Annotated in this window: 15 protein-coding genes and 1 pseudogene; 10 read left to right on the top strand and 6 right to left on the bottom strand. The window is 60.5% G+C overall.

Annotated elements, in window-relative coordinates:
- Nucleotides 1–675: 675 nt before the first annotated feature.
- Nucleotides 676–1,131, top strand: coding sequence for a DUF4238 domain-containing protein (locus ACQB61_RS08770; protein WP_430512317.1), 456 nt, complete (start codon nt 676–678; stop codon nt 1,129–1,131).
- A 17-nt stretch (nt 1,132–1,148) separates the two neighbouring features.
- Complete coding sequence (locus ACQB61_RS08765) at nt 1,149–1,847, top strand: DUF4238 domain-containing protein (protein WP_430514331.1); 699 nt, start codon at nt 1,149–1,151, stop codon at nt 1,845–1,847.
- A gap of 218 nt (nt 1,848–2,065) precedes the next feature.
- Here ACQB61_RS08765 and ACQB61_RS08760 read toward each other — a convergent pair whose 3' ends face one another.
- From ACQB61_RS08760 to ACQB61_RS08750, 3 genes are all read right to left on the bottom strand, one after another.
- Nucleotides 2,066–2,302, bottom strand: coding sequence for a hypothetical protein (locus ACQB61_RS08760; protein ID WP_430512316.1), 237 nt, complete (start codon nt 2,300–2,302; stop codon nt 2,066–2,068).
- Between the two features lie 307 nt (nt 2,303–2,609).
- Entirely contained in the window at nt 2,610–2,897 is a 288-nt protein-coding gene (locus ACQB61_RS08755; protein ID WP_430512315.1) for a hypothetical protein, read from the bottom strand.
- A gap of 112 nt (nt 2,898–3,009) precedes the next feature.
- Nucleotides 3,010–3,210 carry a hypothetical protein gene (locus tag ACQB61_RS08750; RefSeq protein ID WP_430514449.1) on the bottom strand — a complete coding sequence of 67 codons (201 nt, stop codon included), beginning with the start codon at nt 3,208–3,210 and terminating at the stop codon, nt 3,010–3,012.
- Here ACQB61_RS08750 and coaD point away from each other — a divergent pair.
- The 6 genes and pseudogenes from coaD to tgt all read left to right on the top strand — a co-directional run bounded on the left by coaD (nt 3,154) and on the right by tgt (nt 7,438).
- A pseudogene (gene coaD / locus ACQB61_RS08745) lies at nt 3,154–3,599 on the top strand (pantetheine-phosphate adenylyltransferase). The gene ACQB61_RS08750 and the pseudogene coaD overlap by 57 nt on opposite strands.
- Nucleotides 3,600–3,674: 75 nt before the next feature.
- On the top strand, nt 3,675–4,181 hold the full coding sequence (locus ACQB61_RS08740; RefSeq protein ID WP_430514330.1) for a peptidylprolyl isomerase: 507 nt from the start codon (nt 3,675–3,677) through the stop codon (nt 4,179–4,181).
- 95 nt (nt 4,182–4,276) lie between these two features.
- The gene (locus ACQB61_RS08735; protein ID WP_425498656.1) at nt 4,277–4,711 is read left to right on the top strand and encodes a peptidylprolyl isomerase; all 435 of its coding nucleotides are present in this window, start codon (nt 4,277–4,279) and stop codon (nt 4,709–4,711) included.
- 1 nt (nt 4,712) lies between these two features.
- Nucleotides 4,713–5,120, top strand: coding sequence for a VOC family protein (locus ACQB61_RS08730; RefSeq protein WP_430512314.1), 408 nt, complete (start codon nt 4,713–4,715; stop codon nt 5,118–5,120).
- 51 nt (nt 5,121–5,171) lie between these two features.
- Nucleotides 5,172–6,290, top strand: coding sequence for a tRNA preQ1(34) S-adenosylmethionine ribosyltransferase-isomerase QueA (queA, locus tag ACQB61_RS08725; RefSeq protein WP_430512313.1), 1,119 nt, complete (start codon nt 5,172–5,174; stop codon nt 6,288–6,290).
- Nucleotides 6,287–7,438: a tRNA guanosine(34) transglycosylase Tgt gene (tgt, locus tag ACQB61_RS08720; RefSeq protein WP_430512312.1), complete on the top strand. Its 1,152-nt coding sequence runs from the start codon at nt 6,287–6,289 to the stop codon at nt 7,436–7,438. Before queA ends, tgt begins: the two co-directional genes overlap by 4 nt.
- A gap of 381 nt (nt 7,439–7,819) precedes the next feature.
- On the opposite strand, the gene ACQB61_RS08715 is transcribed toward tgt, so the two are convergent.
- Together ACQB61_RS08715 and galU are read right to left on the bottom strand one after the other, a co-directional pair.
- Nucleotides 7,820–8,281, bottom strand: coding sequence for a DUF4864 domain-containing protein (locus ACQB61_RS08715; RefSeq protein ID WP_430512311.1), 462 nt, complete (start codon nt 8,279–8,281; stop codon nt 7,820–7,822).
- A gap of 156 nt (nt 8,282–8,437) precedes the next feature.
- Nucleotides 8,438–9,328, bottom strand: coding sequence for a UTP--glucose-1-phosphate uridylyltransferase GalU (gene galU / locus ACQB61_RS08710; RefSeq protein ID WP_430512310.1), 891 nt, complete (start codon nt 9,326–9,328; stop codon nt 8,438–8,440).
- 220 nt (nt 9,329–9,548) lie between these two features.
- On the opposite strand from galU, the gene kdsA reads away from it, so the two are divergent.
- Complete coding sequence (kdsA, locus tag ACQB61_RS08705; protein ID WP_430512309.1) at nt 9,549–10,391, top strand: 3-deoxy-8-phosphooctulonate synthase; 843 nt, start codon at nt 9,549–9,551, stop codon at nt 10,389–10,391.
- A gap of 121 nt (nt 10,392–10,512) precedes the next feature.
- On the top strand, nt 10,513–11,787 hold the full coding sequence (gene eno, locus ACQB61_RS08700; RefSeq protein ID WP_430512308.1) for a phosphopyruvate hydratase: 1,275 nt from the start codon (nt 10,513–10,515) through the stop codon (nt 11,785–11,787).
- 381 nt (nt 11,788–12,168) lie between these two features.
- On the opposite strand, the gene rnd is transcribed toward eno, so the two are convergent.
- Complete coding sequence (rnd, locus tag ACQB61_RS08695; protein WP_430512307.1) at nt 12,169–13,344, bottom strand: ribonuclease D; 1,176 nt, start codon at nt 13,342–13,344, stop codon at nt 12,169–12,171.
- Nucleotides 13,345–13,372 lie beyond the last annotated feature (28 nt).

Genomic DNA, 13,372 nt, shown 5'->3' with positions numbered 1-13,372 from the left:
ACGGCCAGCCCCGCTGCTGGGCACGAACCCCCGCAACCGGCACCGGGTCACCCCGGCCAAGCGCAGCGCGAGCCGGGGTCTACTCGCTGGCAGAGAGATGCCGTCACCTCAAGCCTTGTGGCAGGCCCCGCTTGGAGAAGCCTGGGCACCTCAAGCCTCGTCACTTTGCGAAAGAGTGGGGCGGGATATTGCTTTGCGTCTTTCCGGCCATCTGCAAGCCATTGATTTGTATAGATCCTCGGCACAAGGCCGAGGATGACGATGGAGAGGCCGAAGGTTTGTCAGCAGTCTGAGGGCCGTCCCGTGTGGGCGGCTCTTTTGCTTTCTTACCCACGTCTCCACCTCTCCATCGTCCTCCCGGACGCGCCCTGCGCGATCCGGGATCGGAGAGCCGGGGTGTTGATTGGTTCTGTCTGAAGACCAAGCAGATAGCCCGTGGCTCACCGGTCCCGGATCTCCGCTCCGCTGCGTCCGGGAAGACGATGGAGGGAAGTGAAAGAAATGCATGGTGCTCAACCAAAAGTTCAGGTTGAGGGGAGAGCTAGAAGAGTGGCTGGTGCAGGCTCGAGTTAGCATGTTCAAATGATTGATAAGTGGGGCGCCTGTGACCTGCGCTCGAGTTGCGGCAGCAATGTGTGCTTCGTCTTTTAATGGTAGTTAAAATGGTTACGGCGCTTGCTGCGTTATGTTACCGGTCGAAATCACTACATTCCTGCATTGAATCCGCGTCATTCGCATGTTAAGTATCGATCAGTCTTTGAAGTACATGTTCAAAAATTTACTGAAATGCCTGCAAACAAGAATCATCACTATGTTCCTCAGATGTACATGCGTTTGTTTGCGCATCCGGGTGACAACCGAATAGGCGTTTTCGTTTTAGAAAAGGCAAAATTCATTCCCAAAGCCCCTATAGGCGGTCAGGCCTCCCGTGATTATTTCTACGGGAAAAATCCTGCGTTGGAGAAGGCCCTTGGTAGACTTGAGAGTTGTATGTCGAAGATATTCTCCGATGCGGTGAAGAATTATCGATTGCCTTTACTTGGGAGTTACGATCATGAGTTTTTGGTTCTCTATCTTGCTATGCAGCATGCTAGGACGGTGAGGTCAGAAGAAGAAATCATTGAAGTGTAGAGAAGCGCGTCAAAGATATTGCCTGCCACAAAGCCGACCTAGAGGAAAATTTAGATATTTTATCTAAAATAAAAGATGTAAGAATAAAGGGAAATAACGTCGTTTCAGATGTAATTTACTATTCGGCATTTGCATACAAACTTTTAATGGATTTAGATATTGTTCTTATTAAGAACGAAAGTAATACAAGATTTATATCTTCTGATGCGCCGTTGGTTCTTCACAATAGGCTCTATGAGGATCAGGATATTAGCTGCATCGGTTACGCTAATGTGGGGCTGCAGCTTTTCTTGCCGTTGGGGCCACAGCTGGCAATCTTCGGTTTCGATAGAGGTGCCTATAAGGTTGAGTATAGCGAGAGCGGCTTGGTTAAAGTTAACGATGATGAGCAGATTTTCTTAATTAATGATCTTCAGTGGGAGGCTGCTCACTCTGTGCTTCTCGTTTCATCTGATACGCCCGAGCAAATTTTACAAGAATCGGCAAATATTTGGTCATCACGACGCGGAGCGGAGCGAACGGTTTCACGTGAAGAAATCGTATATCGGACGGAAAATGAAGCAAAAATGCGGTATGGATCTGGTGCCGCTCCTTCGAAGGTGGCGCTCAACCTTCCGTTTGTTACCTGTACGCTACCTAAACCTGCTCGACTAGGCCCTTGGGAAGTGCCTCCGCTACGAGATGCTAGCCGTGCCTCTTTGCTATTTGAATCTTAGAGAAAACGGAGTCCGAGAGTGGACGTAAGCGCGGCTTCTTCAGAGAAATGAAAGACCCCTCTTAAGATTTCGCGGCGGAAGTCGGCTATTTCCTTATCCGAAATAGACAATGTACGTCCTCCCATCCCCAAAACAAAAAAGACGGATGAGGCTGCTGCTCTCATCCGCCTTCAGTCGCGGGGGAAGTTTGGGGGTAGGGAGGAGGTCAGGGAGTTGGATCAGCCTTCAACGGGCATCCGTACGAGGACGGAGACACCATCGGAGGGGCGCTGTTCCACGGTCTTGGTAGAGATGGTGCGCACCGTGCGCTCGCCGTTGAGGGTGGCAAGGCAGGCGGCGGACCAGTTGCCCCAGCTCTGGCCATCACAGGCAGAGGGAAGGCTTGCTTCGACCCGGTTGCCCTTGGTGGCCTGAACGGTCTGGCTGGTTTCGAACTGGGCGAAGGCCAGCGCCACGGAGGCGAAGACGCCGAGGATAGCCAGCGCAAAAGTCCGGCAACTCCGGCGAAGCTCAACTTGGCAATGTTGAAGCTGGCGGTGTTGGAAACATGCGGTGTAAAGCTGTGCTGCGTCGTCATCTGGCTCTCTCCTGCCATTTGGTCAGGTTGTGAGAGCATAACACCTGAAGAACAGCTTTGGTTCCGTGACAGGCATCACAATATGTCACGAAAAGAGCCGCTGGCCGCCATGGTCATGCCAAAAATTACCTTTGGTCATGCCGGAGGGCGGCCAGCGGCCAGGATGAGAGAGCCAGATCAGAAGATCAGAGCGCAGGGCCGCCATTGCGCGGCCGGTCATCGCGGGCGCGGTAGGAACAAGCCGGTTCTTCCTTCAGGAACTTCAGTTCGGCGCAACCATAGGGGTCCTTCACCGCCGGCTTGCCGGGCGTCAGGGCCTGAGGCGGCAGCGGGGCTGCGATCGTGTCGAGGCGGGCAATGCCCGCGCCCATGAGGAGAACGAGTCCGGCCAGCGCTGCCAGCCAGAATGCAACAGGTGTTGAGACGCGCGAGGAGAGCCCGTCTCTCAGGGAGGAGAGGAATGTAATGTTCATGATGAGCGGGATATGGGCTGGTTCGGGCAGCTTGTCCAGCCAAGCCGACTAAACAAATTGTCAATGTTATGTGAACACGTTGAAACTGTGTTGAGTGAACGGGGCCTGGGTTTCAGATCCGCCCATCCTTGCGCAAGCCGCAGGTCCGGTGCCGCGATGGCTTGCCGGTCTGCACCAAGGGCGCTATCACTTTGCCATGACACGTACCGCCCTTTACGCTGGATCCTTCGATCCCATCACCAACGGCCATCTCGACGTGCTTGTGCAGGCGCTCAGCCTTGCCGACAAGGTGATCGTCGCCATTGGTGTCCACCCCGGCAAGACGCCGATGTTCTCCTTTGAGGAACGGGCAGATCTGATCCGCGCCTGCGTGACGGACAAGCTCGGCGCAGGGGCGGGGAGCGGGTGTCCGTGCTTTCCTTCAGCGGGCTGGTGGTTGAGACGGCGAAGGCCGAGGGCGCCAGCATGCTCATTCGCGGCCTGCGCGACGGCACGGATTTCGATTATGAAATGCAGATGGCGGGCATGAACGGCACCATGGTGCCTGATGTTCATACCGTTTTTCTGCCCGCTTCACCGGGCGTACGTCACATCACCGCCACGCTTGTGCGTCAGATCGCGCGCATGGGCGGTGATATCACTCCCTTTGTCCCGGCACCGGTCGCAGGCCCGCTTGCGGCCCGGGCTGCGGAAAAGGGCTGATCTGTCAGCCGTTCAGTCAATTTGTTGTATCAGGAGCATCGCGTGAAACGCATTTTTGCATGCCTTGCGGTCATCATGTCGCTCGTCCTCGCCCCCGCGGTGCCGCAGGCGCAGACGCTCGACAAGGAAAACACCCTCTATCTGGACCTGAAGGATGGCCGCGTCGTCATCCGCCTGCGTCCGGACCTTGCGCCCGAACATGTGAAGCGAATCAAGAAGCTGACCCGCGCAGGCTTCTATGATGGTCAGGTCTTCCACCGCGTCATCGACGGCTTCATGGCCCAGACGGGCGATCCCACCGGCACCGGCATGGGCGGCTCGGAAGAGGCTGATCTGGCGGCTGAGTTCTCCAATGCGCCGTTCAAGCGCGGCACGCTCGGCATGGCCCGCGCCGCCTCGCCGGACAGCGCCAATTCGCAGTTCTTCATCATGTTTGCCGATGGCGACTGGCTGAACGGCAAGTACACGGTCTGGGGCGAAGTGGTCGAGGGCATGGAATTCGTCGACAAGATTGCCAAGGGCGAGCCGCCCGCCAACCCGGACAAGATCATCAAGATGACGGTTGCCGCCGACGCGGGTTGACCGCGGCGCTGTGCAGGCTAAAACCCGTCCATACACAAGCATCCGAACTGGAGATCCAAGTGGCAGACTACAAGGACAGCGAAAACACGCTCCTGATGGAAACGACCAAGGGAGCCGTGGTCATTGAAATGCGTCCGGACCTTGCGCCGACCCATGTGGCCCGCATCAAGGAACTCGTCCGCGAGGGCTTTTACAACGGCATCGTCTTCCACCGCGTGATCGAGGGCTTCATGGCCCAGACCGGCTGCCCGCATGGCACCGGCACCGGCGGTTCGGGCAAGAAGCTGAAGGCTGAATTCTCCAAGGAGAAGCACAAGCGCGGCACCTGCTCCATGGCCCGCGCCATGGACCCGAACTCCGGCGACAGCCAGTTCTTCATCTGCTTCACCGACGCGCCCTGGCTCGACGGCCAGTACACCGTCTGGGGCGAGGTGATTTCCGGCATGGAAAACATCGACCAGATCAAGCGCGGCGAGCCGGTCCGTGACCCGGACAGCATCGTTTCGCTGAAGGTCGCGGCGGACGCCTGATATGACCGGGGCACCGTCTTCTTATCCGGTGCTGAGAATTGCAAGGGCAGCAAGCAATCTTGCTGCCCTTGAGCATTTCTACTGCGATGCGGCCGGTCTTTCGGTGCTGACCCGGTTTTCCGGCAACGCGGGCTACAGCGGCCTGATCGCCGGTGCGGAGCATGCGCCCTGGCACCTTGCGCTTTTCGTCCGGGACGGACTGACAGTGCCGCGCTGCACGGACAAGGAGAGCCTGCTCGTGCTTTATGTGCCTGACAGGCTCGAATGGCGCAGCAGCGTTGACCGGATGCAGGCAAGCGGCTATCAGCCTGTGCCGCCGGAAAATCCCTATTGGGCTGAAGCGGGCATGACATTTGAGGATCCCGACGGTCACCGGCTGGTGTTTCAGAACCGGAGCTGGGATCTCTGACGGTCACACAGCATCCGCAAGCAAGCACATAACGTCCCGGACCCCGAACCCATGCGTGTTGACGATTTCGACTTCGATCTGCCGCCCGAGCGTATCGCCCTGAGGCCCGCCCGGCCGCGTGATGCGGCACGCATGCTGCTGGTGCGTCCGCAAGGCGAGCCTGTTCTGGACGATCGCGGCGTTCTCGATCTGCCCGCGCTGTTGCAGCCCGGCGATGCGCTTGTCTTCAACAACACCAAGGTTATCCCGGCGCAGCTGGAAGGCACGCGCCAGCGCGGCGATGCGATCGCCACCATCGGTGCCACGCTGCATCTGCGCGCCGGTGCCGACCGCTGGTGGGCCTTCGTGCGCCCGGCCAAGAAGCTGGTACCCGGCGACCGGGTGCGCTTCGGTTTGGCAAGTGAAGGCATGGCCTGCATGGCCGGCGTTCTGGACGCGACCGTTGCGGAAAAGAAAGACACGGGCGAAGTCCTCTTCGTCTTCGATCTTTCAGGTCCTGATCTCGACGCCGCTATCCACGCCACCGGCCACATTCCGCTGCCGCCCTATATTGCGGCCAAGCGCGGCGAGGATGCGCAGGACCGGGAAGACTATCAGACGATCTATGCGGAGAAGGAAGGCGCCGTTGCCGCGCCGACTGCGGGTCTCCATTTCACGCCGCGCCTGTTCGAGATGCTGAATGCACGCGGCATCGAGCGCCACACGGTGACGCTGCATGTGGGCGCTGGCACCTTTCTCCCGGTGAAGGCCGACGACACGGACGAGCACGAGATGCACGCCGAGTGGGGCGAGATTTCCGGTGAAACGGCTGCGGCGCTGAAGGCCGTGCGCGCGCGGGGGAACAAGGTGGTTGCCGTGGGCACCACTTCGCTGCGCATTCTGGAGAGCGCCGCGCAAGCGCCCGGCGGGCTTGCCGCCTTCCGGGGTGAGACCCGCATCTTCATCACGCCGGGTTACCGCTTCCGCGCCGTTGATGCGTTGATGACCAATTTCCACCTGCCGCGTTCGACGCTGTTCATGCTGGTTTCCGCCCTCAGCGGCCTTGAAACCATGCGCGCGGCCTATGCCCATGCGATTGCCGATGGCTACCGGTTCTACAGCTATGGTGACAGCTCGTTGCTGTTTCCCGCTGCCGGAAGCGTCGCTGCCCAGGATGAGATCGACCGATGACCGGTGACACCCAGCGTTTCTCCTTCCGCCTGATTGCCACCGATGGCATGGCCCGGCGCGGGGAAATCACCACGCCGCACGGCCTCGTGCGCACGCCAGCTTTCATGCCCGTGGGCACGCAGGCAACCGTCAAGGCTATGTACACCGATCAGGTGCGGGAGCTTGGCGCCGATGTGGTGCTGGGCAACACCTATCACCTGATGCTGCGCCCCGGTGCGGAGCGCGTGGCACGCCTCGGCGGCCTGCATCACTTCATGAAGTGGCCGCACACGATCCTGACTGACTCGGGCGGCTTTCAGGTCATGTCGCTGGCGCAGCTGCGCAAGCTGGACGAGACGGGCGTCAAGTTCCAGAGCCATATCGATGGCCAGCGCTATCACCTGACGCCGGAACGCTCCGTCGAAATCCAGGGGCTGCTCGGCTCCGACATCCAGATGCAGCTGGACGAATGCATCGGCCTGCCGGCACCTGAAAAGGAAGTGCAGCGGGCGATGGAGCTGTCGCTCCGCTGGGCCGAGCGCTCCCGTACCAAGTTCGAGGCTATGGGCGGCGTTGAGAAAGGGCAGGGGCTCTATGGCATCGTGCAGGGCGGTGACGTGCCGCATCTGCGCATCCGCTCCGCGGAAAGCCTCGCGGCCATGCCGTTCGAGGGCTATTCGGTTGGCGGCCTTGCGGTCGGCGAGCCGCAGGAAGTGATGCTGCGCATGCTGGAAGTCACCACACCGGTGATGCCGGTGGACAAGCCGCGCTATCTGATGGGCGTCGGCACGCCGGACGATATCCTGGAAAGCGTTGCCCGCGGCATCGACCAGTTCGACTGCGTGATGCCGACCCGCGCCGGCCGCCATGGCCTCGCCTTTACCCGCCGCGGCAAGATCAACCTGAAGAACGCCCGCCATGCGGATGATCCGCGCCCGCTGGACGAGGAAAGCGACTGCCCGGCCGCACGCGACTACTCCCGCGCCTATCTGCATCATCTGGTAAAGGCAGGTGAGGGGCTGGCGGCCATGCTGCTGACCTGGAACAACCTTGCCTATTATCAGCAGCTGATGCAGGGCATGCGCGATGCCATCGAGGCCTGCCGTTTCGAGGACCACCGCCTCAGCGTCAAGGAAGGCTGGGCCAAGGGTGACCTGCCGCCGCTGTGAGGGGGGCATGGCGTGGTTCGCTGCCTGCTGAAACAGTCCCGAGCCGTCAGGGCGCGCGGAGATGTGTTGTTGCCTGCAACAGCACCGTCTTGTTCTGGCGTGGCCATTCTCTCCGCTTCACCCCGGCCTTGAGCCGGGGATCACTTGTTCGCAGAGAGTTGCCGCCAAACTGGCCGAAGTGCAGCGCGGATGGCCTCATGCGTTTCCTGTGCCCCTACAACTTAACGCTCTGCAAGCGAGTAGGCCCCGGGTCTGGCGCTTTGCTTCGCCCGGGGTGACGCAGCATAGGCCTTGCGGCCGCGCTCCCACTTCCGCTGCTTGACAGATTGTATCCTCTCGCCCCAGTCCTCGGATTTTGTGCCGGAGTGGCGTAAGAATACCTCAGGCCTGAAAACCTTTGTCCTTGCGCAGGATGCAGCCGGAGATACCCCAGGTGCCGTCCTCACGCTTTGCAAAGGAATAGAGCGCCAGCCAGTCGTCGCCATCTGGCCCGGTGACGAAGACCTCCTGCACGGGCCCGCCTTTCGTCTGCCGCAGCTTGCCGAAGCTGACGCTCTTTGGCCGGTAGACGGGCATGTAGACCTCCCTCACCATGTTGATGAAGATGTCCGGCGTCATGAACTGCTTCTGCAATCCGGGCGTCGCAAACGAAAAGGCCCCTGCAGCGTCATTGCGCCGGAAGGCCTGCATCTGCTGCTGGATCAGCTGCCGGAACTCCAGGCCCGAGGCTTCTTCGGCGTGGACTGCCTGAGGCCCGAGCCTGACCGCTGCAGGGTCTGGCGTTATGAAAAGACCCAGACTGCCTGCCAGAACCCACATCACTCCCTTGGCTGCTGCGTTCATGACACGTCTCCTCACGTGGGGAACATGAGAAGATTACGCCATAAACCGGAAAAGGGATCTGCCTGTTTCGTCACGTTTTTGGGAAGAGACGGATTCTGGACACAAAAAGGGGCGGATCGCTCCGCCCCTTGACCTCGTCCGTCTCCGGAGTGCCGCTTACTCGGCGGCCTTGGCGCGGGTCAGGTCGGACATGATCGTCATCAGCTCACCCGAAATGTCGGCCTGTTCGAGGCCGAAGGCGATGTTGGCGGCGATGAAGCCGATCTTGGAGCCGCAGTCATAGGACCGGCCCTCGAACTGAAGCGAGGTGAAGGTCTGGTTCTCCATCAGTTTGATCATGCTGTCGGTCAGCTGGATCTCACCGCCTGCACCTTTCTCCTGGTCGGAGAGCAGCTGGAAGATTTCCGGCTGAAGGATGTAGCGGCCGGTGATCATCAGGTTCGACGGAGAGGTGCCCGGAGCCGGCTTTTCCACCATGCCTTCGATTGGCATGGCGCGGTTGCGCGGGCCATTCGCCAGCTTGACGATACCGTACTGATGGGTCTGGTCTTCCGGAACTTCTTCAACGGCGATGACGTTGCCGCCGCGCTCGTTGTAGACGTCAACCATCTGTGCGAGGCAGCTCTTCTGCGACTTGACGATCACGTCCGGCAGAAGAATGGCGAAGGGCTCATTCCCGATGATGTCGCGGGCGCACCAGATGGCATGGCCCAGACCCAATGGCTCCTGCTGGCGGGTAAAGCTTGTGGTGCCCGCATCCGGGCGAATCTTGTCGAGAAGTTCCAGCGCGGCGGCTTTGTTGCGGCGGCGCAGGGTGTCTTCCAGCTCATAATTGATGTCGAAGTGATCTTCGATGACGTGCTTGTTGCGGCCCGTCACGAAAACAATGTGCTCGATACCGGCAGCGCGGGCTTCGTCCACCACGTGCTGGATGATCGGGCGGTCAACAATCGTGAGCATCTCTTTCGGAACGGCCTTGGTCGCGGGGAGAAAACGCGTACCGAGACCTGCCACCGGCAATACGGCCTTGCGGATCGGTCTGCTCATGAAATACTCCTGAAACACGTGGACAGTTGGTCCGGTCAATATGTCTTGCGTTGCTCACGCTTACGCCGAAACATGGCAAGAATATAAGCAACGCCGCCTGAATATCAAATTTTTCGCATATGCGAAACGCGGTTGCCTGCGGCTCTGCGCAGTTGCGGCAGCGGCAAAAGGCCTGTATGCAGACCCCCGTTGGCCCCTACGCCCAAAGGATGATCTGCGCATGGTGACTCCGAACAAGGAAGTCGTTGTTGGCAACGTCACGTTCAGCAATGACGCGCCTTTCTCTCTCATTGCCGGTCCCTGTCAGATGGAAAGCCGCGCCCACGCGCTGGAGATGGCAGCGGCGGTGAAGGAAATCGCCGGAAATCTCGGCATTCCCGTTGTCTTCAAAAGCTCCTTCGACAAGGCAAACCGCACCTCTCTGAAGGGCAGGCGCGGTATCGGGCTCAAGGAAGCCCTGCCGGTTTTCGCCGAGGTGCGCGAGACCTTCGGCATGCCGGTGATCACCGACATCCACAACGAGGCCCAGTGCGCGCCGGTTGCGGAAGTTGTTGATATCCTTCAGATCCCCGCCTTCCTCTGCCGTCAGACGGATCTTCTCGTTGCTGCTGCCCAGACCGGGCGGACGGTGAATGTGAAGAAGGGCCAGTTCCTGGCTCCCTGGGACATGGCCAATGTGCTGGCGAAGATCGTCGAGAGCGGCAATCCGAATGTGCTGCTGACGGAGCGCGGCGCGTCCTTCGGCTATAATACGCTTGTCACGGACATGCGCTCTCTTCCCATCATGGCGCGTACCGGTGCGCCAGTTGTGTTCGATGCCACCCACTCGGTGCAGCAGCCGGGCGGGCAGGGCGCTTCGTCGGGCGGTGACCGCACCATGGTGCCGGTTCTTGCCCGGGCGGCAGCCGCTGCCGGCATCGCAGGGCTCTTTGTCGAGACCCATGACGACCCGGACAACGCACCGTCCGATGGTCCGAACATGGTGCCTCTGAAGGACCTTGGCGCGCTGCTGAAGACGGTGCGCGACATTGACCGCGTGGTGAAAGCTGCCGCGCAGTCCTGAGTTTGCTCCTGCGGCGGTCCACTGAGACTGCTGCTTGCAGCTGTGAAATGGCCGGACGCCTGTCTGGCAGCTACATTGCCCGTGCCGGAGGGCCGGCCGGGCTGATCTCAAGGAGATACGAATGACCGCCATTGTCGATATCACGGCGCGCGAAATTCTGGACAGCCGCGGCAACCCGACCGTCGAAGTGGACGTTCTGCTGGAAGACGGTGCCTTTGGCCGCGCCGGCGTACCTTCCGGTGCTTCGACCGGTGCGCATGAGGCAGTCGAGCTGCGCGACGGCGGTGCGCGTTACCTGGGCAAGGGCGTGCTGAAGGCCGTCGATGCCGTCAACGGCGAAATCTTCGACACCATCGGTGGTCTCGACGCCGAAGACCAGATCCACATCGACCAGACCATGATCGAGCTGGACGGCACCCCGAACAAGGGCCGCCTCGGCGCCAACGCCATCCTCGGCGTGTCGCTGGCCGTTGCCAAGGCCGCTGCCCAGTCCTCCGGCCTGCCGCTTTACCGCTACGTTGGCGGCGCGGCTTCCCGCATGCTGCCGGTTCCGATGATGAACATCATCAACGGCGGCGCCCATGCCGACAACCCGATCGACTTCCAGGAATTCATGATCATGCCGGTGGGCGCGGAGAACTTCTCCGAGGCACTGCGCATGGGTGCGGAAGTGTTCCACACGCTGAAGAAGGCCCTGAAGGACGCCGGTCACAACACCAACGTGGGTGACGAAGGCGGCTTTGCGCCGAACCTCGAGTCGACCGACGCTGCCATCGGCTTCGTCATGAAGGCCATCGAGAAGGCCGGTTACAAGCCGGGTGAGGACATCTACCTCGCGCTCGACGCTGCTTCCACCGAGTTCTACAAGGACGGCAAGTACGTTCTGGCCGGTGAAGGCAAGACGCTCGACTCCGACCAGATGGCGGCTTACCTAGCTGATCTTTCGGCCCGCTACCCGATCATCTCGATCGAAGATGGCATGGCCGAAGACGACTGGGCCGGCTGGAAGGCCGTGACCGAGCTCTGCGGCAACCGCGTGCAGCTGGTGGGCGACGACCTGTTCGTGACCAACACCAGCCGTCTGCGCCAGGGCATCGCCAGCGCGACCGCCAACTCGATCCTCGTGAAGGTGAACCAGATCGGCTCCCTGACCGAGACGCTGGATGCCGTGGAAACCGCCCATAAGGCTGGTTACACCGCCGTCATGTCGCACCGTTCAGGCGAAACCGAGGACGCAACCATTGCCGACCTCGCCGTTGCCACCAACTGCGGCCAGATCAAGACCGGCTCGCTGGCCCGTTCCGACCGGCTTGCCAAGTACAACCAGCTGCTGCGCATTGAGCAGGAACTGGGCTCCCAGGCCCGTTTCGCCGGCCGCTCTATCCTGAAAGCTTGATTGGCCTGAAGGTCTGCTGAGTTTGAGGCCCCCGGAGCCGTAAGGTTCCGGGGGCTATTGTTTCTGACTGTTCCTATTCTGGCTATGGAGGCGGTGGTTTTTTGCTCTGCCTTGCCACTCACCGCAGTGTCGCCCCGGCCTTTGAGCCGGGGACCACTCATTTGCAGAGAGTTTCCGAAATCTGCTGAAGGTGAGAAATAGATAATCTCGTGCGCCTGCCGCGCCTTCGCGGTTCATTTCGCTGCTCTGCAAGCGAGTAGACCCCGGGTCTGCGCTCCGCTCCGCCCAGGGCGACGCCGGGTGGCGAGTTGCAGGAACAAAAAAAGCCCCCGGAACCTTTCGGCGCCGGGGGCTTTTTCAATAGTCAGACTGCCTGCCGGATTACTCCGCCGCAGCCTTGGACTTGGCTGGCTGATCCAGCGCCACGACCTGGCGGCCGTCGAAGGCGAGGGCGATTTCGCCGCGCTTGAGCTTCAAGGCCATCTCACCGAACATTTCCCGACGCCAGCCTTCCAGCGCGGGCACATCAGCCTGATCATCGGCGGCGATCTGTTCCAGATCTTCCACGGTGGCGATGACCTTGGCGGCTACGCCTTGCTGCTCGCTGACGAGCTTCAGCAGCACCTTCAGAAGGTCCACGGCAGCCGCGGAGCCATCGGGCGCCTGACGGCCCTTGGGCAGCTTCGGGAGCTTTTCCTTGGGCAGGCTCATCGCAGCATTCACGGCCTTGAGGATATCCTCTGCCTGCTTGGAACGCTCGAAGCCGCGCGGGATGGTGCGCAGGCGGCTGAGGGCCTCTGCATTGCCCGGCTGCTGGGCTGCAATCTCGTAGATGGCATCGTCCTTCAGCACGCGGGAGCGCGGAACGTCTCGGGACTGAGCCTCGCGTTCGCGCCATGCGGCGACTTCCATGAGGACTGCAAGTTCGATGGGCTTGCGCACGCGCATCTTCAGGCGCTGCCACGCCTCTTCCGGCTCGGTGCGGTAGGTCCTTTCCGACAAGAGCACCTGCATCTCGTCGCCGACCCAGTTGATCCGGTTCTGCTCGGCAAGGTTGGCCTTGAGGAACAGATAGACATCACGCAGGTAGGTCACATCCGCCAGCGCATATTCCAGCTGCTTCTGGGTCAGAGGCCTGCGGGCCCAGTCGGTGAAGCGGGAGGATTTGTCGATGCGCGCACCGGTGATGCGCTGCACCAGCTGGTCATAGGAGACCGAGTCGCCAAAGCCGCAGACCATTGCCGCGACCTGTGTGTCGAAAAGAGGCGTCGGGATCAGTCCGCCGAGATGATAGACAATCTCGATATCCTGCCGGGCGGCGTGGAAGACCTTGATGACAGCCTGATCGCGCATCAGCTCGAAGAAGGGCGCAAGATCAAGCCCCGTAGCCAATGCATCGACGATGAAAGCATCATCCGGGCCAGCCAGCTGGATGACGCAGAGCTTCGGCCAGAATGTCGTCTCGCGCAGGAATTCCGTGTCTACAGTCACGTAATCATGAGCAGCAAGGCGCTTGCAGGCGTCGGCGAGGTCAGAAGTGGTGGTGATCAGATTCATGGTAACTCTGGTCTATACCGCAGACTTG

Source organism: Pannonibacter phragmitetus (assembly GCF_050510895.1).
GTDB lineage: Bacteria > Pseudomonadota > Alphaproteobacteria > Rhizobiales > Stappiaceae > Pannonibacter > Pannonibacter phragmitetus_B.
This window is presented reverse-complemented; position numbering and strand designations above follow the sequence as displayed.

Bases quoted from the DNA above. Each gene is read 5' to 3' on its own strand.
- ACQB61_RS08755 (WP_430512315.1), bottom strand. From the start codon at position 2,897: ATGAACATTACATTCCTCTCCTCCCTGAGAGACGGGCTCTCCTCGCGC.
- ACQB61_RS08740 (WP_430514330.1), top strand. From the start codon at position 3,675: ATGTCGCTCGTCCTCGCCCCCGCGGTGCCGCAGGCGCAGACGCTCGAC.
- ACQB61_RS08735 (WP_425498656.1), top strand. From the start codon at position 4,277: ATGGAAACGACCAAGGGAGCCGTGGTCATTGAAATGCGTCCGGACCTT.
- ACQB61_RS08730 (WP_430512314.1), top strand. From the start codon at position 4,713: ATGACCGGGGCACCGTCTTCTTATCCGGTGCTGAGAATTGCAAGGGCA.
- queA (WP_430512313.1), top strand. From the start codon at position 5,172: ATGCGTGTTGACGATTTCGACTTCGATCTGCCGCCCGAGCGTATCGCC.
- tgt (WP_430512312.1), top strand. From the start codon at position 6,287: ATGACCGGTGACACCCAGCGTTTCTCCTTCCGCCTGATTGCCACCGAT.
- ACQB61_RS08715 (WP_430512311.1), bottom strand. From the start codon at position 8,281: ATGAACGCAGCAGCCAAGGGAGTGATGTGGGTTCTGGCAGGCAGTCTG.
- galU (WP_430512310.1), bottom strand. From the start codon at position 9,328: ATGAGCAGACCGATCCGCAAGGCCGTATTGCCGGTGGCAGGTCTCGGT.
- kdsA (WP_430512309.1), top strand. From the start codon at position 9,549: ATGGTGACTCCGAACAAGGAAGTCGTTGTTGGCAACGTCACGTTCAGC.
- eno (WP_430512308.1), top strand. From the start codon at position 10,513: ATGACCGCCATTGTCGATATCACGGCGCGCGAAATTCTGGACAGCCGC.
- rnd (WP_430512307.1), bottom strand. From the start codon at position 13,344: ATGAATCTGATCACCACCACTTCTGACCTCGCCGACGCCTGCAAGCGC.